Source organism: Vreelandella stevensii S18214, assembly GCF_000275725.1.
Classification (GTDB): Bacteria; Pseudomonadota; Gammaproteobacteria; order Pseudomonadales; family Halomonadaceae; genus Vreelandella; species Vreelandella stevensii.
In genome coordinates this window covers 1-25033 of sequence record NZ_AJTS01000037.1, presented here as the reverse complement: position 1 = coordinate 25033, position 25033 = coordinate 1, and the positions used below count along the sequence as shown (strand labels likewise).

Sequence of the window (25033 nt, the reverse complement as noted above, 5' to 3'; positions counted from 1 at the left end):
TGCTTAGTGAGCGGGGAGTTCGCGCTTGATGAGCTGGACAAAGTAGGAGGCGCCTGCCGGGATGATGCTGTCGTTGAAGTCGTAGCTTGGGTTATGAACGCTGACACCCCCGGTTTCGCCTTCCACACCATTGCCCAGAAATACATAGCAGCCCGGAACAGCCTGCAGCATGAAAGAGAAGTCTTCGCTGCCGGAAACCGGCTGGCAGTTCTTGTTCACCTTGGCATCGCCTACCACGTCTCGGGCAACGTCGGCGGCCAACTGCGTGGCATGAGCGTCGTTGACCGTGGCCGGATAACTGCCGGGGCGAAAGGCGAGCGTTGCGGTGGCGCCATAGGCGGCCGCGGTACTTTCCACCAGCTGCTTCAACCGTTGGATGGCATGCTCGCGAACGGTGTTGTTGAAAGAGCGGATGCAACCCATCATGGTAGCGTTGTCGGGTATGACGTTGAATGTGCCAGAGCCTGCGTGCAGGTCGGTAAACGATAGCACCGCCGCATCCAGCGGGGAGGTATTGCGGCTGACGATGGATTGCGCACCGCTGATGATGGCGCTCACGATCAGCATCGGGTCGACAACGTGCTGGGGCATGGCTGCGTGGCCGCCCTTGCCGTGTATGTCGATGGTGAAGCGGTCGGAACTGGCCAGCAGCGCGCCCTCGCGAAGCCAGAATTCGCCTTGAGGAATACCCGGCATATTGTGGATGCCGTAGATGCGGTCACAAGGGAATCGGTCAAATAGACCTTCGTCCACCATGACCTTGGCGCCGCCCAGACCCTCTTCAGCAGGCTGGAAGATGAAGTGCACGGTACCGGAAAAGTCGCGATGCCTGGCCAGATACCACGCGGCGGCCAGCAGCATCGTGGTATGCCCATCGTGACCACAGCCGTGCATCTTGCCTGGGGTGAGTGATGCATGACCGAACTGATTGTTTTCTGTCATGGCAAGGGCGTCCATGTCGGCACGCAGCCCGATAGTGCGAGAACTTGGCGTCTTGCCCCGCAGCACACCCACAACGCCGGTCGTCGCGATCCCGGTATGCACTTCGTCAAACCCCCACTCTGTCAGCCGGTCGGCTACTAACTTGGCAGTACGCTGCTCTTCGAAGCCCAGCTCGGGATGCTGGTGGATATCGTGGCGCCAAGCGGTAAACAGGGCATTGTTAGCAGAGATTTCATCGATCATGGTCAATCCTTTTTGATTTTATCAGGCGATAGCCAAATATTATGTCGTGAAGCTGGATGCATCTTTTTTAGCTTCATTCAACTGTATACTGGCTCTATTGAGCAGTTATATTGATTTTTGATTATCGAAGGATGACGAAATGTTATGGCTTATCGAGGATTTACGGATAGTCAGATAGAAGCTTTCATGTGGATCATGAAAACCCGAAGCGCAACGGAAGCCGCCAGCAAGATGCTGATTTCGCAACCGGCCATCAGCCGTTTGATAAAACAGCTGGAGGCAAGGCTCGGGTTCGATCTCTTTGAGCGCCATAACAACCGCCTGCTGCCGACCCGGCGTGGCACGCTGTTCTATGACGAAGTGGAACGGGTTTATGTGGGGCTGCACCACCTGCGTCAGTTTGCTGAACGGCTTAAAGATCAGGCGGCTGGCCAGCTGAGGGTGGTCAGCATGCCCTCGTTCGCCATGAGTCTGGTACCGGATGCCGCAACGCTGCTGGCCGAGCAGTTTCCCGAGCTGGAGATCAGTCTCTACTCCTATCGCTCAAGCCAGATACCCGATGACATGGTGGCCCAGCGCTTCGATTTCGGTATTACCAGTGATACTCGTGTCGATCCGCGTTATCAGAGTTTCCAATACTCTCTGCCCGGTATGTGTCTTATTCCCTCGGGGCATCCGCTGGAGGCCAAGGCGTTTATCGACATCAAGGATTTTGCCGACGAAACGCTGATTTGTGGGGAGCCCAAGGAACAAGGACGCCATCTGATTTCCCAGCGCTTGGCGAAGCATGCCGTCTCGCCCAGCAAAATATGGACCGTCTCATTGGGAGAAATGGCGATTCGTCTGGTGGCGAATGGTGCAGGCCTTGCCGTCTTGAACGCCGTGTCGGCCAGCGACGCCAAGCGAGCGGGCGTGGTGGTTCGCCCGCTCGGTTTTGATCTGTATTATGACTTTCAGATCATTCTGCCGCTGGAAAAGAATCTCGAGCCCGCCATCAACGCCATCAATGTCGAGTTGGTTGCGTTAGTCGAGCAAAAAATCTTCGAAAGCCTCAAGATATTCGATTAGTTATCGTTCCTTGGCTGCTGATCTACAAATATTCGATCAATTAAGACTTTATCGCTGGGCTTATACTTCGATTATTCAAGCCATTTTAAAGAGTGATTTATAACGATCAAGCAGCAGTTGTTCCGAGCGCTGTTATGCTTGAAAAAAGCATAGTCGCCCTATTTGATTTTCTGTTTTACGCGTTACTATAAAAGCAACTGCGCAGAGTTTTAATGAGCGCTAGATAAGGATGGAGGCCCGCGCGTTAACGAATGCGGATAGTTGTAGTGGAAAACCGCACCGATGTGAGGCGCAGGCGTAACGTCGTCAGAAGTGACCAGGGCGCCTTGGGCAATCGCAGGCAACGCTGTCGAGAGCGAAGGGCTGTGTTGCCATAGTTCGCAGTAGCCGCACTGCGTATGCCAGTTCGCCAGAGCACCGAAAGCTGTGGGCTCACTCGCGGTATCATGGGAATGACCCGAGGGGTCTATAGCGGAGACGAGATGGTGATGGTGGCCAGTGTGGGCGGAATGGGCATCTTGAGGATGCGGGGCGGCCTGGAACTGAGAAATGACCGGCCCTGCAAACAACAGGCACATCGCCACCCACGCCATCGCAAGCGTGCAGCGGTAGTAGAACATGCGTGCTGAGCGGGACAGTGGCATCGAACAACCGGTTTCCAGAAATCTTCACGGAGGGGGATTATAGCAGCCTCCTTGCGGCTGCCCTAATCCCTGGAAGCGCATCATCAAGTAAATGAGAGGGAGTTTAAAACACTCGCTATATCTCTTTTACCATAATGTCAGGTCGTTATTTTGAAAAGGCTACTGGTCATTACCGATAGTTAATATTTTCTTTAACTATTTTATACCATAGATGCATATCGGCGTCTCTTGAAATACTTCTCAGGAAAGATAGAGCATGCCATCGAAAAAAGCTGGATTATCACCGCCCAGGCGAAGCGGAAAGATTCTCTTTGCCCTACTAATGCGTATGCACTTTTACGTAGGGTTACTGGTAGGGCCTTTTATACTGGTGGCGGCGCTAACCGGCATGGTTTATGTATTGACGCCTTCGGTTGAGGCCTGGCTATACCGCAATGCGTTGACCGCAAGCGCCGAAGGTGCGCCACAGCCGCTTGCCCGGCAAGTCGACACCGCCCGGCTTGCAACAGGGCAAGACGTGCTGCCGGCAGCGGTTCGCCCCGCGCCGGATGCGCACAGCACCACGCGAGTGATGTTTGCCGACACGGCCCTTGGGCCATCCGAACATCGCGCTATCTTCATTGATCCGGCAACCCTTGAAGTGAAAGGCGACATGACGGTGTACGGCACCAGCGGTATCCTGCCGTTTCGTACCGCCATTGATCACTTCCACCGCGGCCTGCTGCTCGGCGATACCGGCCGGCTCTACAGCGAGCTTGCTGCCTCCTGGCTATGGATTATCGCGCTGCTGGGGCTGGTGCTCTGGGTGGCGCGGCGTAAAGCGCTCAACGGCACCAGCCCGCGCATGAAGCCCAGGCGCCATCATGCCACTGTGGGGGCGTTGGCACTGGTCGGGCTATTGTTCTTTTCAGCCACCGGGCTTACCTGGTCAAAGTGGGCTGGCGGCAATATCGGTGAGTTAAGGCAAGCCTGGGGCTGGGGCACACCCAGCGTGTCTACCATGCTTCCGATGCCCGGCGATGCATCGATTCATGGTGCCCACAATCATCACGACATGCATGCCGACCATGGCGTGAGCAGTGCGCCACAAGCCGGGGTAAGCGCTGAAGGGTTTGATCAGGCGCTGGCAGCGGCAAGAGGCGCCGGATTGCTGGCCGGCAGGCTTCAGATAGAGCCGCCCGCCAATGAGGGCCGGGCGTGGCGGGTGTCTGAAATCGATCGCCGCTGGCCTACCCAGGTCGATCAGGTTGCTCTGAACCCCGGCGATATGCGGATTCTCGATCAAACGGATTTTGCCACTTTTCCGCTGGCGGCAAAGCTGACGCGCTGGGGTGTCGATTTACATATGGGGGTGCTGTTCGGGCTGGTGAACCAGCTGGTGCTGGCCCTGTTGGCCGCCGCGCTGGTATTTTTGATCGTGTGGGGTTACTGGATGTGGTGGCAGCGCATCAAGAGTGTCACGGTCAATCAGGCACAGACCCTGACGGCGCTGTTCGTCATGCTACCTCTGGCCATTCAGGCAAGCCTGCTCATCGTTCTGGTACTGTTGGGCATCGCCTTGCCGGTACTGGGTGGAAGCCTGGTCGTCATCGTGCTCATCGATGCGCTGCGCTGGGCCGTCTCTCGAAAGCGGCAAAGCGTCTGACGCGTGGCTATCAAGGGGTAACAGAAAAGGCCCCGGATCGTTATCCGGGGCCTTCGGTGGGGTCGGTCACTTATTCCCAGGCAGGAAAGGGGTCCGGCAGCGTTTTCCAGTGTTCGGCCCCAGCGAGCAGTTCGTCCTCTGTCAAAAGGCAGTCATTCAGCGCCTGACGCATCCGCGCCTGATCCAGGCGCTGGCCGATAAATACCAGCTCCTGGCGCATATCGCCAAACGGCTCTTCCCACTTCTCCAGAATGAAGGCGCGATACTCTGCGTCCTCCGGCCAGCGCTCTTCCGGGATGGCCTTCCAGAACACCCCGGCAGGGCCGTGATGGGCAATACCGCCTGCCTGGCTCCACTGGCCCGCGTAGCGGGGGCGAGTGGCCAGCCAGAAAAAGCCTTTGGAGCGCAGCAGACCCTTGCCGAACCACTCGGCATTCAGCAGGTCGTGAAATTTTTGCGGGTGGAAGGGGCGGCGGGCGTGGTAGGCGAAGCTGCCAATGCCGTACTCTTCGGTTTCCGGCACGTGCTCTCCGCGCATCTCCTTGAGCCAGCCGGGCGCCTGCTGGGCGCGCTCGAAATCGAACTTGCCGGTATCCAGCACCTTGTCCAGCGGGACGCCGCCCTGGGTGATGGGCACCAGCTCGGCCTCCGGGTTGAGCGAGCGCAGGATCGCTTTCAGTGACGCCAGTTCGGTCTCACTGATCAAGTCCGTCTTGCTGATCAGCAGCACATCGCAAAACTCGATCTGGTCCACCAGCAGGTCGGCGACGTTGCGCTCATCGTCCTCGCCCAGGCTTTCTCCTGCCTCGGCCAGGCTCTGCGCTTCCTGGTACTGAGCCAGGAAGTTGGCGCCATCGACCACGGTGACCAGCGTGTCCAGTCTTGCGACCTGGGAAAGGCTCTGGCCGCTTTCGTCTTCGAAGGTAAAGGTTTCTGCCACGGGCAGCGGCTCGGAGATGCCGGTGGACTCGATGACCAGGTAATCGAATTTGCCCTCGCGAGCCAGTTGGCTCACCTCTACCAGCAGATCTTCGCGTAGCGTGCAGCAGATGCAGCCGTTGCTCATTTCGACCAGCCGCTCTTCCGAACGATTCAGTGCGACGTCACTGTCCAGCATCGGCTCGCCGGGGCCGCCGCGTACCAGTGCACCATCGATATTGACCTCGCTCATGTCGTTGACGATCACCGCCACGCGACGACCCTCGCGATTGGCGAGAATATGATTGAGCACGGTGGTTTTCCCCGCGCCCAGAAAGCCGGAAAGCACGGTCACGGGTAAAGGAGCGAACGCAGACATTGCCAGTACCTCTAAACGGGTTTATGTTATGTGATAATATAACATTTATTTGCCGATGAAAACGATACCTTGAATACTGGCTGATCAGGACGTGAGCTTACCGCTTGTATTGGGTTGGGCAGTAACCGCGCAGAACCTCTGGGGAGCGCAGTGCAGCATGCTTGGTGGTTCTACCTGATACCCGTTGGCGCCATAGGCGAAAAGAGGTCGGTTTGAGCTGGTGACGCATGATGGCGATCACCTCAGGCTCGCCTAGCCCGAACAGTGATGCAATTGCCTCGAAAGGAGTACGATCCTCCCAAGCCATCTCGATGATGCGAGACTGCTCGTCGAGTGGCAAACGATGAAAGCGTTTTACAGCAGCATGGGGCATGGCGGGGTCAATGGCGCAAAGAGTGGTACGTTCATTGTACGCTATGAGCAACTTGTATTGGTACTGTCTGGTTTGTCTTTGGCTGCCAGCAGGGCTCGAAAAAGCCCGTTCATCAGCACTGGCCGATCATGACGAATCCGAAAACCTGCCTGCGTCAGCAGTGGGGTTGCTTGGCGAGTGATGTCGGTAGCGATAAAAGAGGTCAGCAGATTCAACGCCCGTCGCCCCCTTCCCGCTGCGTGGGTGTCAGGCTGAAACTTGTCCAGGACGCACAGCTGCCCGCCGGGCTTCAAGACGCGAAACGCTTCTGCCAGCCCTTTTTCGGGTTGGGGCATGACCGCCAGGATCAGATGCATGACCACCACATCGAAATGCCCCTCGGCATACTCCAGCGCCGCAGCATCCATGACCTTGCAGAATACGTCGCGCTGGTGGCGGCTGGCCCTGGCATCGGCGCGCTTCAACATGGCGGGCGTTACATCGGTCAGGTGCACTTCCAGCTCGCGGGGGAGAAAGGGAAGATCGAGCCCCGTCCCGGCTCCCACCACCAATACGCGCATGCCTGGCTCCCAATCCACGTGGCTCAGCGCCACCTGGCGCGGTTTGCGCAGTGCTCGTGAGATCAGAACGTCATAAACAGGTGCATACAGGCTATAGCGCAGACGATTCCAGGCGGTGGTATTCAGCATGAGCGTTACCTTGTGATGCGCATTGGGCAGTCGGGCGTGTTGGCGCGGAAGGCATGAACATCTATAGCATGAATATCGAAAGGCTACCAAGCCGTACGATTTATTCTTGGATACACTTTGAATCCATTTTGTTACTTATGGATACATTTTGTGGTGGTTTGACGTGGTGCGGAGGGGGAGATTACTCACCCAAAGAGGCCTGTTGCTGTAAGCGGTGGGCAAGACTTTCGGTAATGTCCAGTATCAGTTGTCGATCTTGTTGCTTTAATGGCGCTAATAAGAGTTTGATTCTTTGCGTCTGGTCATCGATATGTACACTGGCTTCTCCGAGTAATTCCGCGGCCTCACAATTGAAAATCTCGGCTAATTCAAGTAAGCGCACAATATTGGGTATGACCCGCCCTCTCTCAATACGTGATACCGCTTCGTTGCCTACCCCCAACCGCTCGGCAACCTCTTCTTGAGTGAGTTGGCAGCGTATTCGCTGCTTGGCAATGGCTCGTCCGATATTTCCAGCTAGCCGTTTCTGTTCAATTTTGTTCACACTTTCCTCCATATAGCCCTGAATGGTTGGGGAACGGCCTATTGACATGAAGGACTGTTTAGGTTGAATATCATCCTGATGGGTTGAGTGGTGATGAGGTCCCAAGCTTTTTTTTCACGCCAGCGCGCACGCGCAGCGTTAAACGGATTAACTTTTTTTAAATTAGTCATTTGATTAAATGTTGATGCTGGTGGGGAGAAAGTGAAGTGAGTTTCATTAGGTTTTGCAACCCAGTCATGAATCGTTTTTAAGATGACGAAAAAAGAGTCTTGTTGAGTGCGTTAAAACAGCAAGAGAGCGAGTACAGGTGAGCAGTACCTAAACTCGAATCAAGTCAGTGAGCCCGCTAAAGGGTTGACTACTCATACCATCACTGTATGGCTCAGGGATGATCACACAGCGGTCAATAGGGCTTATTAAAAAAGCATCTGGCTTGCCATCGTGGCTGACCTATAGAACCCGAAGGCGCTAAATATCATGGCTTCCACGACGGCTCCAGAAATTTTTCAGCAACTTGCCGCCAGCTTGATGCGTATCAGCCAGGGTGAGTTTTTTGGTCATGTCGCAGAATCCGTGGCCGAACTACTCGATATCGATCATGTCATGATTGTGCGTATCGACCCTGGTAAGAAACGCGCCTTGCCGTTGGCGACATGGTCCATCAGCGGCTTTGTCGATGCGCCGAGTTACGACTTGAAGCACACCCCCTGTGCGAAGGTGTCATCAAATAGCTGCTTTCACATGCCATCGCGGGTAGCGGACCACTTTCCTCATGACCCAAAGCTGGCAGGTTATGAGGCCGAAGGTTATCTTGGCGTGCCCATGTCGGATGCCTCTGGCCAGTGCCAGGGGATTATCGTCATGATGCATTCTGCTCCGCTTGAGCTGCCTGCCTAAGCGACAGAGGTGCTGCGTATCGTGGCTTCCCTGTCCGGGTTCGAGCTGGCCCGCCGCCGGATGGGGGAGCGAGCCGATGAGCAGATCGCCAATAAACAGCGCATTCTACGCCTGCTGAACCGGGTCAACGAAGCGCGCTTTCACGCAACGGACGAGCAGGCGTTGCTTAAGGCAGCCTGCCGAGCCATGGTCGAGGTAGGCGGTTATAGCGCTGCCTGGGTGCATGGACGCCCGTTTGCCGCTATCAAGCGTGAACTGGGACCTGTGCAGGCCAGTGCCGATGTGGAGAGTGGCGATCTGGCGTGGCTGAGCCCCAGGCAGCTGATGGTCGAAGGCGTCTGTCACGCTCTGGCGCTTACGGCGCTGGAAACCCAGCAAGCCGTCACCTGGTCCTCTTCTACGGTGACTGACGACACTGCACGGACACCCATGTTGCACGAGCTGGGTGTCAATGTCTTCATGGCGTTGCCGTTGATCTATCGAGGGCAATCGATGGGCGTGCTTTGCCTCTCCCGGACGGAAGAAGCATCGATAACCACGCGCGAGCTGCGTTTGCTGAGCGAGCTGGCAGATGACGTAGCCTTCGGGATCGATAACCTTCTGCATCGGCAATCCGAAGCGCGTATTCAACACGCTGTAGCCCAGGTGGCGACGGCCGTGTCTGCTCAGCATGGACAAGCCTTCCTGACACAATTGACGGATCACATGGCCAATGCGTTGGCGGCCGAAGTAGGCTTCATTGCCACGCTAGATGAGCGTGACCCCAATCTCGCCAACGTCTTGTCGCTGTTCGTGAACGGTCAGCCACAGGCACCTTTCAGCTACCATCTGGCCGGGGTGCCGTGTCAGGATGTGCTCATCGAGCAGGAGTGCGTCGTTCTTGAAGGAGCAGGTATCCGCTTGCCCAAGGAAGCCAACGGCGCATTGGAATGGGTCAATGCTTATGTGGGGCGTCGGCTGGACGATGTCGAAGGACGGCCCGTGGGCATCATCGGGGTCATGTTCAAGGCACCCTTGGAAGATGCCCATATCGTCTGCACCGTGCTGCAAATCTTCGCGGCGCGGGCTGCCTCGGAGTTGGGACGTCAAAAAGATGAAGCGCGCATTCGACAGCTGGCATTCTGCGATGCCGATACCCAACTCCCCAATCGGGCAGATTTCATTCAACACCTCGAAGAGCGAGTGATTCGCAAGACGAGCTCGCGCTTTGCATTGCTGCTCCTGGATCTCAATCACTTCAAGGAGATCAATGATACCGCGGGACATGACATTGGCGATCTGGTGTTGAAAAAAGTCGCCCAGCGCTTTCGTCATGCATTGCCCGCCGGGGAGTACCTGGCAAGGCTGGGAGGAGATGAATTTGTCGTGGTGTGTGACAACGCCAACGATAAAGGCCGTGCCTTGATAACCGCCGAGCGGCTATGCAACAGTTTAGAGAATCCTATTGTTATAGAGCAGCACTCTTGCGAATTATCGGTCAGCGTGGGCATTTCGCTCTATCCGGTACACGGGCAAACAGCGCAGGCGTTATTAAAGCATGCGGATATCGCCATGTACCAAGCGAAACGTCACAAGCTCTCCGCGCGTACGTTCGAACACTGGATGGGCCGCGCCGTGGCCGATCAACTACGCATTGCCAAGCGCCTGGCAGTGGCGCTGTCCAACCACTCCCTTTATCTGCACTTTCAACCTCAGGTCGACATGCGTACCGGCGAACTGATCGGTGCCGAGGTGCTGTGCCGCTGGCGGGACGATGAGCTTGGCGAAGTCCCGCCCAGTCAGTTCGTGCCTATTGCGGAAGATCGAGGGATGATCGTGGCGCTGGGCAATTGTGTCATTGAGCAGGCGTGCCAGCAGTTGGCTGCCTGGCAGCGTCAAGGGTGCCAATTGAGCGGCCAGCTCTCCATCAATATTGCCGCAGACCAGTTTGAAGATAGCGAACTGGTGGCCACCTTACTGAATAGTTGCCGACAGCATAGTATCGCCCCCGACCAGCTGAGCGTCGAGATCACGGAAAGTGGCATCATGACTCACCCTGAGGACGCCATTGCAACCACCGAGATCTTGAAGGGTCATGGCCTGGGTTTATCCATCGACGATTTCGGCACGGGCTATTCGTCGTTGGCCTACCTGAAGCGTTTTGCCGCCGACCGGATCAAGATCGATATTTCGTTCATCCGTGACATGCTGGTCAGTGATAGCGACCGCACCATCGTGGCCACGATCATCGCCATGGCCGACACATTGGGGCTGCAAACCATCGCCGAGGGCATCGAGTGTCAGGCCCAGGCAGAAGCGCTGCTGGAAATGGGCTGTTATCAGGCGCAGGGCTATTTTTACGACGCACCGCTCGACCCGCAGCAGTTTGCCCAACGCTGGCTCAAGTGATTCGATCTGCCAAGGGAGTACGCAGCGTATCCGATGGGCACTCGCCAAATTGACGCCGATAGTCGTGGGCAAACTGCCCTAGATGGCAAAACCCCCAGTACGTGGCAACCTCGGTGACCGTCTGGGGCGGCTCGGCGGCGCGCAGGGCACGGCGCACATGGTTCAACCGCGATAAGCGCAAGAATTGCAGTGGGCTGATCCCCAGAATGGAGGTAAAGCTGTATTGCAGCGTGCGTCGGCTGACATGGGTCAGATCGCATAGCGCTTCCATGGTCACGGGGCCTTCGAGATGCGCTTCCACGTAGCGTTTAACGCTGTCTACCACCGCTTTCCGATGGGCGTAGCTGGGGGGCAGTTCTTCATTGGGTTGCCAGGTGCCCAATAGCTCCAGCAGGCCCATCATGACGATGTCCTGGTGCAGCCGCTCGACAACGGGGGCACCTTGTTCTCCCAGTAGCCGCTCCAGAACGAACATCAAGGCGTGCCGTGTCGATGGGTGAACCATGCGTCTTGGTTCCCGCCGCCAGCGTTCATCCAAAGCAATACCCTGCTGCTGAGCGGCGGCGTAGAGTGCAGGCAGTCGCACGACCAGCCCGTAGATATCGAAGTGGCCAGGGGTCACCAGCTCGAAAGCCTGGCCCCCCGGGCGGCACATGATCTGGTTGCCTGCCAAGGGTTGCCCGTTGATGCGTGAGCCGTGGGGGCGAACGGGAATTCCCAGCCACAGCGAATCCTCCCACACCTGGCAATCCTGGCGCAGCGCCTGTTCGGTATGCTCCTTGAAGAGCTGGACGGCGGGCAGCGCGATTTCATCCAGCCGCCCGTAAAAGCGGCCTGGGCTGAGCTGGTCGTACTGCTGCTGCCAGCGGGTCAGGTTCTGGGCGTGCTCGTCGGCATCGCAGGCTTCTCGTGTGCACTTTTGTGGTGCGTTATTCGACAACGTCATCTCCATGACCTGCTCCTGAAGGTGTCGCCATGTGGCTGTTCTGCGATGGAATTTCGTGCAAGGCTTTGTTTTTGTTTGTTTTTCGAGCCTGTCAGGTGGTTTGCCAAAACTCGATACTCCCCGTTAAGTGATAGCGCTATTGTGACAACAAGCAAGTTTTGTTCCGTTTACCAGCACGAAACAGCACCGCCCAATACGAGGCAGGGCAGGAGAGGCCTATGGCGCACTATCACTCGACGGTGGGCAGCCGCCATTATCGATTCAAGGGGCTGGCCGAACTGATGGCCAAAGCTACGCCACCGCGCTCTGGAGACCGGCTGGCCGGCGTCATGGCAGACACTGCCGAAGAGCGGGTGGTGGCCCAGATGGTACTGGCGGAGCTGCCGCTCACGACCTTCTTGAACGAAGCGCTGATTCCCTACGAGCAGGATGAAATCACTCGCCTGATCATCGATGACCACGATGCCCAGGCCTTTGCACCGCTGCAGCACCTCACCGTGGGCGACTTTCGCAACTGGCTGCTCTCTGATCACGCCACCAGCGAGGCCCTGGCCGCTGCCCGCCCCGGCATCACGCCGGAAATGGCCGCAGCAGTGAGCAAGCTGATGCGCAACCAGGACCTGATGCTGGTGGCGAAGAAGTGTCAGGTGACCACGGCGTTTCGTAACACCATCGGCCTGCCGGGGCGGCTTTCCACTCGCCTGCAGCCCAATCACCCCACCGATGACGTGACCGGTATCGCGGCCAGCATTCTCGATGGCCTGCTGTATGGCAGTGGCGACGCGGTGATCGGCATCAACCCCGCCACCGATAACGTCGCCCAAAGCATCAAGCTGATGCGCCTGATGGATGAGGTGATTCAGAAATACGAGATTCCCACCCAATCCTGCGTGCTCACTCACGTCACCAATACCCTGGAAGCCATCGAGCAGGGCGCGCCGGTGGACCTGGTGTTTCAATCCATCGGCGGCACCGAAGCCACCAACCGCAGCTTCGGGTTCGATTTGAGCACCCTGGCCGAAGCCGAAGCCGCCGCACAAACGCTGAACAGAGGCAGCGTAGGTCGCAACGTGATGTATTTCGAAACCGGCCAGGGCAGCTCGCTCTCGGCCGACGCCCATCACGGGCTGGACCAGCAAACCTGCGAAGCCCGCGCCTACGCCGTGGCGCGCAAGTTCAACCCGCTGCTGGTCAATACGGTGGTCGGGTTCATCGGCCCTGAGTATCTGTACGACGGCAAGGAGATCACCCGTGCGGGGCTCGAGGATCACTTCTGCGGCAAGCTATTGGGCGTGCCGATGGGGTGCGACGTGTGCTACACCAACCATGCCAACGCCGACCAGAACGATATGGATAACCTGTTGACGCTGCTGGGCGTGGCGGGCTGCAATTTCGTGATGGGTATCCCCGGCTCCGACGACATCATGCTCAACTATCAAACCACCTCGTTTCACGACGCGCTCTATGCCCGCCGGGTGCTGGGGCTGAAAGCCGCGCCGGAGTTCGAACAGTGGCTGGCCAGGATGCAGATCTTCCAGGATGTGAGCACCCATCGCCTGAACGACCAGCTTCCCGCCGCCTTTGCCAACAGCCTGCGTCACTTGCCGAAAGGGAGCGACTAAGATGCCGAAGCCACCCTCGCAGGACACCAGGGCGCCCATCGTGATCGAGAACCCCTGGGAGCGCCTGCGCGCTTTTACCGATGCGCGCATCGGGCTGGGGCGTGCCGGGGTGAGCCTGCCCACCCATCAACTGCTTGCATTTCAACTGGCCCATGCCCAGGCCCAGGACGCAGTGCACTGCCCGCTCGCGTGCGAGGCACTGGCCGATGAGCTCACCCGGCAACTGGCGTTGGGCAGCGCGCCGCTGGTGGTACACAGCCGCGCCGAACACCGGGCAATGTACCTGCAGCGCCCCGACTACGGCCGACGGCTCGACGAACCATCCCGGCAGGCACTGCAGCAAGCGGCGGCGAGCGGCCAGCGCTATGACCTGGCGGTGGTCATCGTGGATGGCCTCTCGGCCTTGGCGGTGCAGCAGAACAGCGCGCCGTTTCTGGCCGCCCTTTACGATGCACTGCAGCGCGACCACCACGACTGGCAGCTGGCGCCGCTGACCCTCGTCGAGCAGGGGCGCGTGGCCATTGGCGATGAAGTGGGCGCGCTGCTCAATGCCGACGCCGTGCTGGTGATGATTGGTGAGCGCCCCGGCCTCAGCTCACCGGATAGCCTGGGACTCTACATGACCTGGGCCCCCGAAGTGGGCTTGAAGGATGACCGACGCAACTGCATCTCCAACGTGCGCCCCGCTGGGCTGGCCTATGCAGAGGCGGCAAGGCGTCTGTTGCTGCTGTTGCGCGAAGCGCGGGAGCGCAAGCTCTCTGGCGTGAAGCTCAAGGACCGCAGCGAAGACAGCGTGCTGGAGGGCAGCCACTCGACCCGGAATTTCCTCGTGGCCGATTGAAAAAACAGGCGACGGCTCAATGCGCGAGATGACTTCTCCGCTCGCGCTCTGAACGGCCATTTCCACACAACAAGAACATCGCCAATCACAACGCAAACAACGCAGCACGCCGCTGACACCCATTGCGTTCCACACTGAAAAAGGGCGAGACCATGACACAACCAACGGTTGATCAGACGTATCTGGCGAAGCGCCAGCTGCGTAAGGGTACGGCAGGCTGGATGCTGCTGGCAGGGCTTGGGGTTTCCTACGTTATTTCGGGGGATTTTGCGGGCTGGAACTTTGGTATTGCCGAAGCGGGCTGGGGGGGCTTTGCCATCGCCGCCTGTCTGATGGCCGTGATGTACCTGGCCCTGGTGCTCTCCCTGGCCGAAATGTCCGCAGCGATCCCGGCGGCAGGCGGGGGCTACAGCTTTGCCCGCCAAGCCATGGGGCCGGCGGGAGGCTACTTGACGGGGCTGGCGGTATTGATCGAATACGCGCTGGCGCCTGCAGCCATCGTGATCTTCATCGGTGCGGCGGTCGAGGCCTTGTTGGGTGTCAACGGCCCGCTGGTGTATCTGCTGTTTTATGCGGTGTTCATCGGCATTCACCTCGCCGGGGTGGGCGAAGCGCTGAAGGTGATGATGGTGATCAGCGGCTTGGCGGTCTTCGCGATTCTGGCCACCGCCGTGGCGCTGATCGGTGACTTCGATGCGGCCAACCTGTTCGATATTGCCCCCACCGAGGCGGCGGGGGCGAGTACCTTCATGCCCTTTGGCTGGTACGGTATCTGGGCGGCACTGCCCTTCGGCATGTGGTTGTTCCTGGCAGTAGAAGGCGTGCCGTTGGCGGCGGAAGAAGCCAAGGACCCCGCCCGCGACATGCCCAAGGGCATCATCGGTGCCATGCTGTTTTTGCTGTTCACCGCACTGCTGGTGGTCGTGCTGCTGGCGGGAGCCACCAGCGCCGAGATGATCGGCCAAAGCGGCGTGCCGCTGGTGGATGCCTTGAATGCTGCAGGCAACCCGACGCTGGCGACCCTCGTTAATGTGCTGGGTCTGGCGGGCTTGATTGCCTCGTTCTTCTCGATCATTTACGGCTACAGCCGCTTGGTGTTTGCGCTCTCCCGGGCGGGCTATCTGCCCAAACGGCTGTCTCTGACCAGCGAACGTAAAGTGCCTTACCTGGCGCTCATCGTGCCGGGGGTGTTTGGCTTCCTGGCCTCGCTGAGCGGGGAGGGTGACCTGATGCTGGGCATGGCCGTCGTGGGGGCGACCATCTCCTATGCGCTGATGGCGTTCAGCCATATCTGGCTGCGCCTCAAACAGCCCGAGCTGCCGCGCCCCTACAGAACGCCGGGTGGTATCGTCACCTCCTCGGTGGCCCTGGTACTGTCACTGGTGGCCATGACGGGTGTATACGCCTTCGACCCCCGCGCGTTCAACTACACCCTCCTGCTGTTTGTGGCGGGCGCGGCTTACTACTTCCTGTACAGCAAAAACCACCTGGTGGCGAAAACGGCCGAGGAGGAGTTCGCGCTGGTCACTGCGTCGCCAGAAGAGATCGAACCTCCCGCGTCGGGCGTCGCTGCGGCCAGGCTTTAATCAGCGCGGCGAATCACCTAGTCTGAAGCTCGGCAGCCCGCCTCTGGCCCTGGTGCCAAGGCGGGCTCATTGGCCAAGCGACAGAGGGAAACCGTGATGATGCTCGATTTTACCGACCCAGCCCTGGGCGATGCCGAACAGGCGCGCTGGTACGCCGTGGACGATGGTGTGATGGGCGGCGTGTCCCACAGTGGCTTTCGTGTGGAAGAGGGGCATGGCTGCTTTTATGGAGAGGTCTCGCTGGAAAATGGCGGCGGCTTTGCCTCGGTGCGCCGTGAGCCCGGCACGTTTGAGCCAAGCCTGGCCCAGGCCAAGGGCATCACGCTGCGGGTGCGCGGCGATGGCCGTCGCTATCAACTGCGCCTCAAAAGCCATGCGCTGGACGATGCGAGTGCCTACCGCGTGGCGTTCACGCCCAGCGCCCAGCAGTGGGAAACGCTGCATTTCAGCTGGGCGCAGTTCGACGCCGTGCGCCGGGGGACGCTGCTGTCCAACGCGCCGCCGCTCGAGCCCGGCAGCGTTCACCAGTTGGGCTTTCTGATTGCCGACCGCACCGCCGGGCCGTTTCAGCTGGAAATTGCCTTTATCGCGACGTATTCACAGGGCTGATGTACACAGGACGACTCTTCACAGGGCTTATCTTCACAGGACTTATCTTCACAGGACTTATCTTCACAGGACTAAGGTCGTCTCGTATGTAGTTTGCCGTTCGAGGAGTCTGGGAAGCCTTCTATCGACGTGAGCCAGTCTGATGAAACACTCTCCGGCCTACCGCCTGGCGGCGACGGTACTGCATGGGTTCGATGAGTACCGTGCACGCTTCCAGCAGATTACTCAGGACGCCAGCCGCCGCTTTCGCGATGCGGCGTGGCGCGAGGCGCAGCAAGCCTCGGCGGCGCGGATCAATCTCTACGGCGAAAAAGTCCAGGACACGCTGGGGCGCCTGCAGCGTACGTTTCCCCAGGACGTGCTGGCCCACTGCGAGACCTGGCGCGAAGCCCGCGGGTACTATGCCAATTTGATCGGCCAGCGGTTGGATTACGAGCTGGCCGAGACCTTTTTCAATTCGCTGTTCTGTTCGGTGTTTGAGCATCGCCATATCCGCAACGACTGGATGTTCGTCTACAGCTCCCGTGAAGATGCCGCGCACCGTTCGGGCATCGAGCTGTGCCGCCGTCATGCGGTCAACGGCGACTGGGCCGGAGCGCTGGCCTGGGCGCTGCAAGAGGCACCGCTGGAGACGCCCTTTGCCCATCTGGAACGCGATAGCCAGTTGGGGGCGGGCTTGCTGGAAGCCCAGCTGCCCGCCCGCCTCTGGCAGGCGGTGGATGCACGGGTGGAGCTGCTCAACAGCGTTTTCTACCGCAACAAAGGGGCCTACCTGGTGGGGCGTATACTCGGCGGCGGTGAGCAGGTGCCGCTGGTGCTGCCGATTCTGCATGGCGAAGGGTACGGCGAGCAGCAGGGCGGTGACCCCCGCCTGCATCTGGATACCGTGCTCACCGAAACCGATGAAGTGTCGATCATCTTCTCGTTCACCCGCGCTTACTTTCAGGTCGATGTGCCGGTTCCCGGGGAGTTCGTGGGCTACCTGAAACAGCTCATGCCCCACAAGCCGGAAGGCGAGCTGTACGCCGCCATCGGCTTTTTCAAACACGGTAAAACCGAGTTTTTTCGCGCCCTGAACCAGCAGGTAGCCAAGCGCGAAGAGCGCTTCATCATCGCCCCGGGGGTGCGGGGCATGGTAATGGCGGTGTTCGTGCTGCCCAGCTTTCGCACCGTGTTCAAGATCATCAAGGATAAGTTCGACCCCGCCAAGGAGGTTACGCCAGCCATCGTGCGAGAGAAGTATCGGCTGGTGAAGCGTCACGACCGGGTAGGGCGCATGGCCGATACCCAGGAGTTTTCCAACTTTATCGTGCGCCAGGATCACTTCGCGCCGGAGTGTCTGGCCCATTTGCTGGAAGTTGCCCCCTCCACGGTATCGCTGAAAGGCGACAAGGTGATTATCAAACACTGCTACACCGAGCGGATGATGACGCCGTTGAACCTCTATCTGGAGCAGTGCAGCGCCGATGAGCGGGTGACGGTGCTGAAGGATTACGGCAATGCCATCAAACAGATGGCAGCCGCCAATATCTTTCCGGGCGATATGTTGCTGAAGAATTTTGGCGTTACCCGTCACGGACGGGTGATTTTTTACGACTACGACGAAGTGAGCTACCTTACGGAGTGTCGTTTTCGCCACATGCCCAAAGCCCAGCAGGGCGATAGCTACATGGATGGCGGCGCTAGCCTCTCCATCGGCCCTCACGATATCTTCCCCGAGGAGTTCGGTCCGTTCATGTTTGCCAACCCCGAACTTCGCGCGCTGTTCATGGAGCAGCACCCGGAGCTGTTCGACCCGGACTATTGGCTAGGGTTGCAGCAGGCCATTCGCAATGGGCGGGTGATCGATGTCTACCCTTACCGCAACAAGCAACGGTTCTCCGGAACCATCGGCCAACTGGTATATTAGTCATGACTCAACCCCCTCACCTGGTGGTACTGACCGGATCGGGTATTAGCGCCGAAAGCGGCATCGAGACCTTTCGGGCCAGCGACGGCCTGTGGGAAGATCATCCCGTGGAGGACGTCGCCACGCCCGAGGGCTGGCGGCGCAACCCCGAACGGGTGCTGGCCTTCTACGACCAGCGCCGTGAGCAGATCCGCCGGGCCAAACCCAATGCCGCCCACAAGGCGCTGGCCGCGCTGGAGCAGGAAGGCTTCCGAGTCAGCGTGGTGACGCAGAATATCGATGACCTGCACGAGCGTGCCGGTTCGCGCCACGTGCTGCACCTGCACGGCGAGATTCTCAAGGCACGCTCATCCGTCGATGCCCGGCTGCGCTACCCGCTGCCCAAGGGAGGAATCCGCCTGGGGGAGGTGTGCGACAAAGGCAGCCAGCTGCGCCCGGACGTGGTGTGGTTCGGGGAAGCCGTGCCGCTCTTCGAAGAGGCCTGCGAGCTGGTCAGCCAGGCCGATTTCCTGCTGGTGGTGGGCACCTCGCTGGCGGTGATGCCCGCCGCGTCGCTGCTGACCTACATCGACTACGATACCCCCTGTGCACTGATAGACCCCGATGCCGATGCGCTCAGCCCGCCTGGCGTGCTGGCGATCAACACCACGGCGGGGGAAGGCGTGCCAGCGCTGGTTCACCAGTGGCGCAAGCAGGGCAACTTGCTCTTGCCTTGAGTAAGTCAGCCGCGCATCCTACGTATCGACGCGAAGCGTGATGCGCTAGTTAAGCGGCGAGCCTTGGCGAACGTCAAGGCAAATGCTGGATAAATATCAGGTAATGGCTTAGGCTTTTTCCATGACTCGAACCATGATTCGCACGGACAAGTGGCCACTACAAGCCACGACGCAGCAGCGACACCTGATGCGTTTGACGCTGGCGGAGTATCGCCAGTTCTGCCGTGCGTTGTCGGTGGTGGTCCTGGCCAACTGGCCGTCGCTGCAGCAGGCCCCTAGCTTTGCCGCTGCCGTGGAGCGGCTGATGCACCCGACCAAGAAGAACCCCTCGCCTCGCCACCACTACTTCGTGAAGCGTTTCTACAAGTTCCCGTCCTACCTGCGCCGAGCCGCCATCGAGTTCGTCAAGGGCCAGGTATCGAGCTACCTGACCCGCTATTGGGCCTGGCAGTCGGGAGATCGCCAGCGGAAACATGCCCAGCCACCGCGTTTCAACCCCGTGGCCGGCTGCTATCCGGCGATGTATCGCGGGCAGTTGGTCAAGTTCGATGCCGACTTCACCACCGCCAGCCTGAAGCTGTGGGATGGCAAGGAGTGGCTGTGGCATAACGTGGCGATCAAGGCGGTACGTCAGCGCCATCTTCTCGGCACTGTGAAGTCGCCCACCCTGGTGCTCAATCGACGCTGCCACCTGGCGGTGCCGGTGGCGTTGGCGCCTCAATCCCTCCCTGACCAGCAGCGCGTATGCGCCGTGGACGTGGGGATCAATACGCTGGCCACGGCCAGCATCGTGACACCGGACGGCACTGTCGCAGCGCGTGGATTCTTCCACCCCGCCGCGGACATAGACCGTCGCGACAAGCGCGCCACGCTGATTCGCCGCAAGGCGCGCAAGACCGCCAGGCTCTCGAAAGGGTTCGGGCGGATGTGGTACCGCAAGGCCCAGCACATCAACGAGCAGATTGCCCAGCAGACCTCCCGTCGACTGGTCGACTTCGCACTGGCACAGGGCGCCGATGTGATCGTGCTGGAAGACCTGAAGGGCTGGCGCCCCAAAGCCGGCAAGAAACGGTCGGGACTTCGCCAGCGCTTCCATCAGTGGCTACATCGCCGGCTGACCACGCTGATCGAGCAGAAAATGGCCGAGGCGGGTGGTCGGGTTGTCTACGTCTATGCCCGGGGCACGTCTTCCTGGGCTTTCGATGGCTCGGGTCGCGTCAAGCGGGACAAGGCACAGCACGAACTGGCTATCTTTCCGAACGGCAAGCAGTACAACGCCGACCTCAACGCCAGCTACAACATCGGTGCCCGCTATTGGGCCTGGAAACACAAGCTGACCCGCCGCAAGGACGGGCAGTTGTCAGCGGGCAGAAGCTCCCCTGGCAAACCGAGAACACCGGTCACGCTCTCAACGCTCTGGCGGCGAGAGCCTGAAGCCCCGCATCAATGCGTCGCATGATGCGTGGGAGTGTTCACTCAACGACGGGGCGGAGTGAGCGAACCGATGGATGGCAGATTACCGGCGCGCTTCGAGAAACCACGCTTTCATGACTCCGGTAATCTGGATGAGCTCGGCGTCCGTCGCAATATAGGCGGGCATGGTGTAGAGCCAGCGGCCAATGGGGCGCAGCCATACGCCCCGTGCTCTGGCAAACGCGGCCACGCCCGCCAGCGCCTCGCTGCCATGGGTCTCGATCACCGCTGTCGCGCCCAGCACCCGGACATCCGCCACCGCCGGGTGCGCGCGCAGCGCCGCGTCCTCCAGCAGCTCGCGCTGTAGCACTTGGCTGAGCGCGGCGATTTTCTCCAGGTAATGCTCCTCTTCGAACACCCGCAGGCTCTCCAGCGCCACGCGGCAAGCCAGTGGATTGCCCATGAAGGTGGGGCCGTGCATGAAGGCGTGGTGCTGACTGTCGCCAATGAACGCCTCGTGCACCCGGTCGGTGGCCAGCGTGGCCGCATGGCCCAGATACCCGCCGGTCAGCCCCTTGGAGAGCACCATGATATCCGGCGTGACGCCCGCGTGGTCGGCGGCAAACAGCCTGCCGGTGCGGCCAAAGCCGGTGGCCACTTCGTCGAAAATCAGCAGCACGCCAAACTCGTCGCACAGCGCCCGGGCGCCGCGCAGGTAGTGCGGCGAGGTCATGTTCAGCCCGCCCGCCGCTTGCAGCAGCGGCTCCATCAGTAGTGCGGCGATCTCCTGGTGGTGGCGCGACAGCACCTCTCGGAGCGCAGCGAGGTCATGCTCTACCCGGGCTGGCGTGGCATCGAAGGGTGCCGTGGGGGCCGGGGCGAAGTGGTGCTGAGGCAGCAGGCTGGCGAACAGGCCGTGCATGCCCCCTTCGGGGTCGCATACCGCCATGCAGCCGGTGGTGTCGCCATGGTACGCCTTCATCAGCGAGAGCATCTTGCGCTTGCCGGGCTGGCCGGTGAGCACCTGATACTGCAGCGCCATCTTCATGGCCACCTCCATGCCCACCGAACCGCTGTCGGAGAAGAACACGTGGTTCAGCCCCGGCGGGGTAATGCGCACCAGCGCCCGTGCCAGCTGGTCGGCGGGGCCGTGGGTCAGGCCCCCCAGCATCACATGGCACAGCTCGCCGGCCTGTTCGCGGATGGCGGCCACCAGGCGCGGGTGGCCGTAGCCGTGAATCATGCACCACCAGGAGCAGGTGGCATCCAGCAGGCGTTCACCGCTTTCCAGCGTAAAGTGGCTGCCGCTACCGCCCACCACCTTGGGGGCCGGTGTCTGGGTCTTGAGATGGGCGTAGGGGTGCCACACGGGAGAGTTCATTGCGTAGCCTCCTGGGCCGTGGGAGTGAGCAGCGCATCCAGGAAGATAAAGCGCTGCGCGGCAGCGGCGTCTGCCGGTGCCAAATAGGGAATGAGCCCTAAGCAGGGAGCGGGCAGGGCGCGTTCGAGCAGCGCCACATTGGCCGCAAAGCGTGCGCTATCGCTGGCAAAGGCCGGGTCCACCACGCTGCCCACCCAGCCCGCCAGCGTCACGCCATCGGCGGCGACGGCCTCGGCGGTGAGCCGCGCATGGTTGAGGCAGCCGAGTTTCAGCCCAACGACCAGAATCACCGGCAGACCCAGCGCACGGGGCAGGTCGGAAAAATCCTCCTCCTCATTGAGCGGCACTCGCCAGCCGCCGGCGCCTTCGATCAGCGTCAGGTCGCGTGGCGTTTGGCTCAGGGTTTCGCGCAGCGCTTGGGTCACGCTGGCCATACCCAGCACCGTGCCCGCCTCCAGGGCCGCCAAATGGGGCGCAATGGCGGGGGCAAAGGTCCAGGGGTTGACCGTCGAGTAATCCACCGGCGGGAAGCTTTGCGCCTGTAGCGCCAGAGCATCGCGGTTGCGCAAGCCGCTGGGCGTGGCCTCGCTGCCGGAGGCAATCGGTTTCAACCCCAGCGTGGTGTACTGGCGCTGACGGGCAGCACACAGCAGTGCGCTGGCGGCCAGGGACTTGCCCGCATCGGTGTCGGTACCGGTGATGAAATAGGTGTTGTTCATTTCGCGCTTTCCAGGCATAGCGTCAGGCAGTGGTAGCTCACCGGCAGCCCCCGCGGCGTGCGCAGTGCTTCATAGCGCAACCGGGCATCGGTCAGTGCCTGGCGGGTGAGCTGTGCGTCGGGTCTTGCCACCTGAGCGCCCACGCCCTTGATGGAGGCCATGACGGCATTCAGGTCGGGGTAGAAAAAGCGCCGCTGCTCGCACACGTGGTGGGTAAGCCGCAAGCCGCTTCGCGCAATTGCCCGTCGCACGGTGCTGGCGTCCGGCGTTTGCAACAGGGCCTCGGGCCGCTGCCAGGCGGTGGCCACCTCATGAAGCGTGCCGGGCAGCAGGGTAGTGATGCGCGCCTGCCCGCCAGGGGCAAGCACCCGCGCCAACTCCTGCATGACATCCTCGATGCTCGGGCACCACTGAATCGCCAGATTGGAGAACACCAGCTCAACGCTGGCATCGTTTTGCGGCAGCGCGGCGGCGTCCCCCAACTGCCAGCGGATGGCATCGCCATAGGTTGCCTGGGCGTGGGCGAGCATGCCCGGGGCCAGGTCGAGCCCGGTGATGGCGGCCTCCGGGTAATGGGTGGCCAGCCGCTGGGTCCAGTAGCCGGTGCCGCAGCCCAGGTCGAGCACCTGCTGGGCGCTCTTCGGCAGCGTTTGCCAGAGCGCTTCACCGATATCGCGCTGGGCGCTGGCGAGCGCGTCATAGCGCGGCGCCGCTCGGGAGAAGGCCCGGGCAACGCGGGCCTGCCAGTGGGGTACGGGGGTAGAGAGCAACGGTGAGTTCATCGCGGCACCTGTGTCGCCTGCTCGGCCAGCCGAGCGGCGAGCTGGGCCGGGCGTGAGAGCATCGGACAGTGCCCGGCGTCTTCCAGCCGCAAGGCCTGTTGGCGAGTGCGGTTTGGCAGCAGCGGGTCCTGGGCGCCTGCGAGCAAGTGGATAGGACAGGGCAGTGCCGCGAAGTGCGTGCGGTTGTCCAGCGTGGCCAGCCATGTCAGGCCTTGGGCCAGGGTGGCAGAGTCCGCGCAGGGCGCGTCGCCCAGCAGCCCACTGAGTTGGCGGCGAGCCTCGCGAGTGTTGGGTTCACCCTGACACTGCCAGCGTAGAAAGTGGCGCCATGTGGCCATGGCGTCGCGGCGAAAGGCGCGCTGAAAGCTGGCAAGCTCGTCACGGGTCACGCCGCCGTCTTCCGCGTCGTCGTAAAAACGCTGGCCAATACCCAGCAATAGCAGGGCGTGAGGGGGTGGCAAATGGTCCAGCAGTGCCGTGGCCAGCAATCCCCCCAGCGACCAGCCTACCCAGACGGCATCGCTGGGGAGTTGGCTGGCCATGCGCTCGGCCAGGGCGGCAAGGCGAGCAGGGGCGGGGAGCGCTGGTGAAACACCGTACCCTGGCCACTCGACGGTAATCGGCTCGACGGTGTTGGGCCAGTGCGCTTCCAGGGGCTGCCAGATACGGCTATCGATGCCCCAGCCAGAGAGCAGGACAAGCTTCATCGCCGCTCCTCGTGCAGGCAGGTCGCGGCCACGTCCAACAGCCGGTCGATATCGCGCTGGGTATGGCGGGCGCTTAACGTGATACGCAGTCGCGCCTCGCCGTTGGGCACCGTGGGCGGACGTATCGCGCCTACCTGAACATCGTGTTTATCGAAACGGGCGGCCCAGGCCATGGTGCGCTGCTCACTGCCCAGTAGCAGCGACTGAATCGGCGTGTGGGAGTGGCCCAGGGGAAGCCCCAGGGCCGTGGCCTGCTGGCGAAAGTAGTCGATGTGGCGCGCAAGCCGCTGTCGGTGCTCCGGTTCCCGCTGGACGATGGTGAGCGCTTCCAGAGTAGCGGCGGCAATGCCGGGCGGTTGGGCGGTGGTGTACACATAGCTGCGGGAAAACTGAATCAAGTGCTCGATCAGTGCCGCATCCCCCGCCACGAAAGCGCCCGCGGTGCCTAGCGCTTTGCCCAGGGTGCCAACCAGAATCGGCACCTGCTGGCTATCGAAGCCTGCCACGCAGCCTGCGCCGTTTTCGCCGAGGACGCCAAGCCCGTGGGCATCGTCGATCATCAGCCAGGCGCCGTGTTGCTGGCTGAGGTGGGCGAGCTGTTCGATGTCGGCGATATCACCGTCCATGCTGAACACGCCGTCGCTCACCACCAGCTGATGGGTGGCCCGGCTGCGCGCCAATAAACGCGCCAGATCCTGGCCATCGCGGTGGTGGTAGCGTCGGGAACGGGCGCCGCTCAGCGCGGCCCCGTCGAGTAGCGAGGCGTGATTGAGGCGGTCCTGAAAAATCGCGGTGTGGGAATCCGCCAGCGCTTGCAGCACGCCCAGGTTCGCCATATAGCCGGTGGAGAACAGCAGCGCCCGCTCGCGCCCGGTCCACTCGGCCAGCGCAGCTTCCAGGGCGTCGTGAATGCCCAGGTGGCCGCTGACCAGATGCGACGCCCTGGCCCCGGCGCCAAAGCGCTTGGCGCCTTCTGCCTGGGCGGCTTGCACCCGTGGGTCCTGGGCGAGGCCCAGGTAGTCGTTGCCGGCAAAGTCCAGCGCATCGTGGGAGGCGACTCGGCGGGAGCGCC

The 25033-nt window shown here is 60.7% G+C and carries 23 protein-coding genes; 11 read left to right on the top strand and 12 right to left on the bottom strand.

Annotated elements, in window-relative coordinates; translation table 11 throughout:
* Positions 1-3: 3 nt before the first annotated feature.
* On the bottom strand, positions 4-1185 hold the full coding sequence (locus HSS18214_RS0109015; protein WP_016914968.1) for a M20 aminoacylase family protein: 1182 nt from the start codon (positions 1183-1185) through the stop codon (positions 4-6).
* A gap of 144 nt (positions 1186-1329) precedes the next feature.
* Here HSS18214_RS0109015 and HSS18214_RS0109010 point away from each other — a divergent pair, with 144 nt between their 5' ends.
* The gene (locus HSS18214_RS0109010) at positions 1330-2253 is read left to right on the top strand and encodes a LysR substrate-binding domain-containing protein (RefSeq protein WP_026001835.1); all 924 of its coding nucleotides are present in this window, start codon (positions 1330-1332) and stop codon (positions 2251-2253) included.
* Positions 2254-2462: 209 nt separating this feature from the next.
* Here HSS18214_RS0109010 and HSS18214_RS19775 read toward each other — a convergent pair whose 3' ends face one another.
* Entirely contained in the window at positions 2463-2831 is a 369-nt protein-coding gene (locus HSS18214_RS19775; protein WP_371827793.1) for a DUF2946 family protein, read from the bottom strand.
* A 322-nt stretch (positions 2832-3153) separates the two neighbouring features.
* On the opposite strand from HSS18214_RS19775, the gene HSS18214_RS0109005 reads away from it, so the two are divergent.
* Entirely contained in the window at positions 3154-4542 is a 1389-nt protein-coding gene (locus HSS18214_RS0109005) for a PepSY-associated TM helix domain-containing protein (protein WP_337459489.1), read from the top strand.
* Between the two features lie 70 nt (positions 4543-4612).
* Here the strand turns inward: HSS18214_RS0109005 and zigA are convergent, their stop codons facing one another.
* From zigA to HSS18214_RS0108985, 4 genes are all read right to left on the bottom strand, one after another.
* Positions 4613-5839 carry a zinc metallochaperone GTPase ZigA gene (gene zigA / locus HSS18214_RS0109000; protein WP_016914965.1) on the bottom strand — a complete coding sequence of 409 codons (1227 nt, stop codon included), beginning with the start codon at positions 5837-5839 and terminating at the stop codon, positions 4613-4615.
* A gap of 97 nt (positions 5840-5936) precedes the next feature.
* A complete protein-coding gene (locus HSS18214_RS0108995) occupies positions 5937-6212 on the bottom strand; it encodes a TIGR03643 family protein (protein WP_016914964.1) in 276 nt (91 codons plus the stop codon).
* A gap of 41 nt (positions 6213-6253) precedes the next feature.
* Positions 6254-6901: a class I SAM-dependent methyltransferase gene (locus HSS18214_RS0108990; protein WP_016914963.1), complete on the bottom strand. Its 648-nt coding sequence runs from the start codon at positions 6899-6901 to the stop codon at positions 6254-6256.
* A gap of 181 nt (positions 6902-7082) precedes the next feature.
* Positions 7083-7445, bottom strand: coding sequence for a helix-turn-helix domain-containing protein (locus HSS18214_RS0108985; RefSeq protein ID WP_026001833.1), 363 nt, complete (start codon positions 7443-7445; stop codon positions 7083-7085).
* A gap of 477 nt (positions 7446-7922) precedes the next feature.
* Between HSS18214_RS0108985 and HSS18214_RS0108980 the strand changes: the two genes are divergently transcribed.
* Both HSS18214_RS0108980 and HSS18214_RS0108975 read left to right on the top strand, forming a co-directional pair.
* Positions 7923-8342, top strand: coding sequence for a hypothetical protein (locus HSS18214_RS0108980; protein ID WP_016914961.1), 420 nt, complete (start codon positions 7923-7925; stop codon positions 8340-8342).
* Positions 8343-8363: 21 nt separating this feature from the next.
* Complete coding sequence (locus HSS18214_RS0108975; protein WP_156808499.1) at positions 8364-10730, top strand: bifunctional diguanylate cyclase/phosphodiesterase; 2367 nt, start codon at positions 8364-8366, stop codon at positions 10728-10730.
* Here HSS18214_RS0108975 and HSS18214_RS0108970 read toward each other — a convergent pair.
* Entirely contained in the window at positions 10723-11682 is a 960-nt protein-coding gene (locus HSS18214_RS0108970) for a helix-turn-helix domain-containing protein (RefSeq protein WP_016914959.1), read from the bottom strand. The genes HSS18214_RS0108975 and HSS18214_RS0108970 overlap by 8 nt on opposite strands.
* A gap of 212 nt (positions 11683-11894) precedes the next feature.
* Between HSS18214_RS0108970 and HSS18214_RS0108965 the strand changes: the two genes are divergently transcribed.
* The 7 genes from HSS18214_RS0108965 to HSS18214_RS0108935 all read left to right on the top strand — a co-directional run bounded on the left by HSS18214_RS0108965 (position 11895) and on the right by HSS18214_RS0108935 (position 20418).
* A complete protein-coding gene (locus tag HSS18214_RS0108965) occupies positions 11895-13298 on the top strand; it encodes an ethanolamine ammonia-lyase subunit EutB (RefSeq protein ID WP_016914958.1) in 1404 nt (467 codons plus the stop codon).
* A gap of 1 nt (position 13299) precedes the next feature.
* A complete protein-coding gene (eutC, locus tag HSS18214_RS0108960) occupies positions 13300-14139 on the top strand; it encodes an ethanolamine ammonia-lyase subunit EutC (protein ID WP_016914957.1) in 840 nt (279 codons plus the stop codon).
* Positions 14140-14291: 152 nt separating this feature from the next.
* Complete coding sequence (eat, locus tag HSS18214_RS0108955; protein WP_016914956.1) at positions 14292-15725, top strand: ethanolamine permease; 1434 nt, start codon at positions 14292-14294, stop codon at positions 15723-15725.
* Positions 15726-15821: 96 nt separating this feature from the next.
* Complete coding sequence (locus tag HSS18214_RS0108950) at positions 15822-16334, top strand: CIA30 family protein (protein ID WP_016914955.1); 513 nt, start codon at positions 15822-15824, stop codon at positions 16332-16334.
* Between the two features lie 142 nt (positions 16335-16476).
* Positions 16477-18243, top strand: coding sequence for a bifunctional isocitrate dehydrogenase kinase/phosphatase (aceK, locus tag HSS18214_RS0108945; protein WP_016914954.1), 1767 nt, complete (start codon positions 16477-16479; stop codon positions 18241-18243).
* Positions 18244-18245: 2 nt separating this feature from the next.
* On the top strand, positions 18246-18959 hold the full coding sequence (locus tag HSS18214_RS0108940; RefSeq protein WP_016914953.1) for an SIR2 family NAD-dependent protein deacylase: 714 nt from the start codon (positions 18246-18248) through the stop codon (positions 18957-18959).
* 121 nt (positions 18960-19080) lie between these two features.
* A complete protein-coding gene (locus HSS18214_RS0108935; RefSeq protein WP_026001831.1) occupies positions 19081-20418 on the top strand; it encodes an IS200/IS605 family accessory protein TnpB-related protein in 1338 nt (445 codons plus the stop codon).
* Positions 20419-20475: 57 nt separating this feature from the next.
* Here HSS18214_RS0108935 and bioA read toward each other — a convergent pair whose 3' ends face one another.
* From bioA to bioF, 5 genes are all read right to left on the bottom strand, one after another.
* Positions 20476-21753 (bottom strand): adenosylmethionine--8-amino-7-oxononanoate transaminase, encoded by a 1278-nt coding sequence (bioA, locus tag HSS18214_RS0108930; protein WP_016914951.1) that lies wholly within the window; start codon positions 21751-21753, stop codon positions 20476-20478.
* Positions 21750-22472, bottom strand: coding sequence for a dethiobiotin synthase (bioD, locus tag HSS18214_RS0108925; protein ID WP_016914950.1), 723 nt, complete (start codon positions 22470-22472; stop codon positions 21750-21752). The genes bioA and bioD overlap by 4 nt, the downstream gene beginning before the upstream one ends.
* Positions 22469-23254 (bottom strand): methyltransferase domain-containing protein, encoded by a 786-nt coding sequence (locus HSS18214_RS0108920; protein ID WP_016914949.1) that lies wholly within the window; start codon positions 23252-23254, stop codon positions 22469-22471. Before HSS18214_RS0108920 ends, bioD begins: the two co-directional genes overlap by 4 nt.
* Positions 23251-23961, bottom strand: coding sequence for an alpha/beta fold hydrolase (locus HSS18214_RS0108915; protein ID WP_016914948.1), 711 nt, complete (start codon positions 23959-23961; stop codon positions 23251-23253). Before HSS18214_RS0108915 ends, HSS18214_RS0108920 begins: the two co-directional genes overlap by 4 nt.
* Positions 23958-25033, bottom strand: a 1076-nt coding sequence (gene bioF, locus HSS18214_RS0108910; RefSeq protein ID WP_016914947.1) for an 8-amino-7-oxononanoate synthase, incomplete at its 5' end; no start/stop codon positions are given. The genes HSS18214_RS0108915 and bioF, both read right to left, overlap by 4 nt.

Excerpts from the sequence above, each read along its gene's own strand:
- eutC (WP_016914957.1), top strand. The coding sequence starts at position 13,300 with ATGCCGAAGCCACCCTCGCAGGACACCAGGGCGCCCATCGTGATCGAG.
- HSS18214_RS0108950 (WP_016914955.1), top strand. The coding sequence starts at position 15,822 with ATGATGCTCGATTTTACCGACCCAGCCCTGGGCGATGCCGAACAGGCG.
- HSS18214_RS0108915 (WP_016914948.1), bottom strand. The coding sequence starts at position 23,961 with ATGAAGCTTGTCCTGCTCTCTGGCTGGGGCATCGATAGCCGTATCTGG.
- HSS18214_RS0109015 (WP_016914968.1), bottom strand. The coding sequence starts at position 1,185 with ATGATCGATGAAATCTCTGCTAACAATGCCCTGTTTACCGCTTGGCGC.
- aceK (WP_016914954.1), top strand. The coding sequence starts at position 16,477 with ATGAAACACTCTCCGGCCTACCGCCTGGCGGCGACGGTACTGCATGGG.
- HSS18214_RS0108920 (WP_016914949.1), bottom strand. The coding sequence starts at position 23,254 with ATGAACTCACCGTTGCTCTCTACCCCCGTACCCCACTGGCAGGCCCGC.
- HSS18214_RS0108980 (WP_016914961.1), top strand. The coding sequence starts at position 7,923 with ATGGCTTCCACGACGGCTCCAGAAATTTTTCAGCAACTTGCCGCCAGC.
- HSS18214_RS0109005 (WP_337459489.1), top strand. The coding sequence starts at position 3,154 with ATGCCATCGAAAAAAGCTGGATTATCACCGCCCAGGCGAAGCGGAAAG.
- HSS18214_RS0108965 (WP_016914958.1), top strand. The coding sequence starts at position 11,895 with ATGGCGCACTATCACTCGACGGTGGGCAGCCGCCATTATCGATTCAAG.
- HSS18214_RS0109010 (WP_026001835.1), top strand. The coding sequence starts at position 1,330 with ATGGCTTATCGAGGATTTACGGATAGTCAGATAGAAGCTTTCATGTGG.
- HSS18214_RS0108940 (WP_016914953.1), top strand. The coding sequence starts at position 18,246 with ATGACTCAACCCCCTCACCTGGTGGTACTGACCGGATCGGGTATTAGC.
- HSS18214_RS0108995 (WP_016914964.1), bottom strand. The coding sequence starts at position 6,212 with ATGCCCCATGCTGCTGTAAAACGCTTTCATCGTTTGCCACTCGACGAG.
- eat (WP_016914956.1), top strand. The coding sequence starts at position 14,292 with ATGACACAACCAACGGTTGATCAGACGTATCTGGCGAAGCGCCAGCTG.
- bioD (WP_016914950.1), bottom strand. The coding sequence starts at position 22,472 with ATGAACAACACCTATTTCATCACCGGTACCGACACCGATGCGGGCAAG.
- HSS18214_RS0108990 (WP_016914963.1), bottom strand. The coding sequence starts at position 6,901 with ATGCTGAATACCACCGCCTGGAATCGTCTGCGCTATAGCCTGTATGCA.
- zigA (WP_016914965.1), bottom strand. The coding sequence starts at position 5,839 with ATGTCTGCGTTCGCTCCTTTACCCGTGACCGTGCTTTCCGGCTTTCTG.
- bioA (WP_016914951.1), bottom strand. The coding sequence starts at position 21,753 with ATGAACTCTCCCGTGTGGCACCCCTACGCCCATCTCAAGACCCAGACA.
- HSS18214_RS19775 (WP_371827793.1), bottom strand. The coding sequence starts at position 2,831 with ATGTGCCTGTTGTTTGCAGGGCCGGTCATTTCTCAGTTCCAGGCCGCC.
- HSS18214_RS0108935 (WP_026001831.1), top strand. The coding sequence starts at position 19,081 with ATGACTCGAACCATGATTCGCACGGACAAGTGGCCACTACAAGCCACG.
- HSS18214_RS0108970 (WP_016914959.1), bottom strand. The coding sequence starts at position 11,682 with ATGGAGATGACGTTGTCGAATAACGCACCACAAAAGTGCACACGAGAA.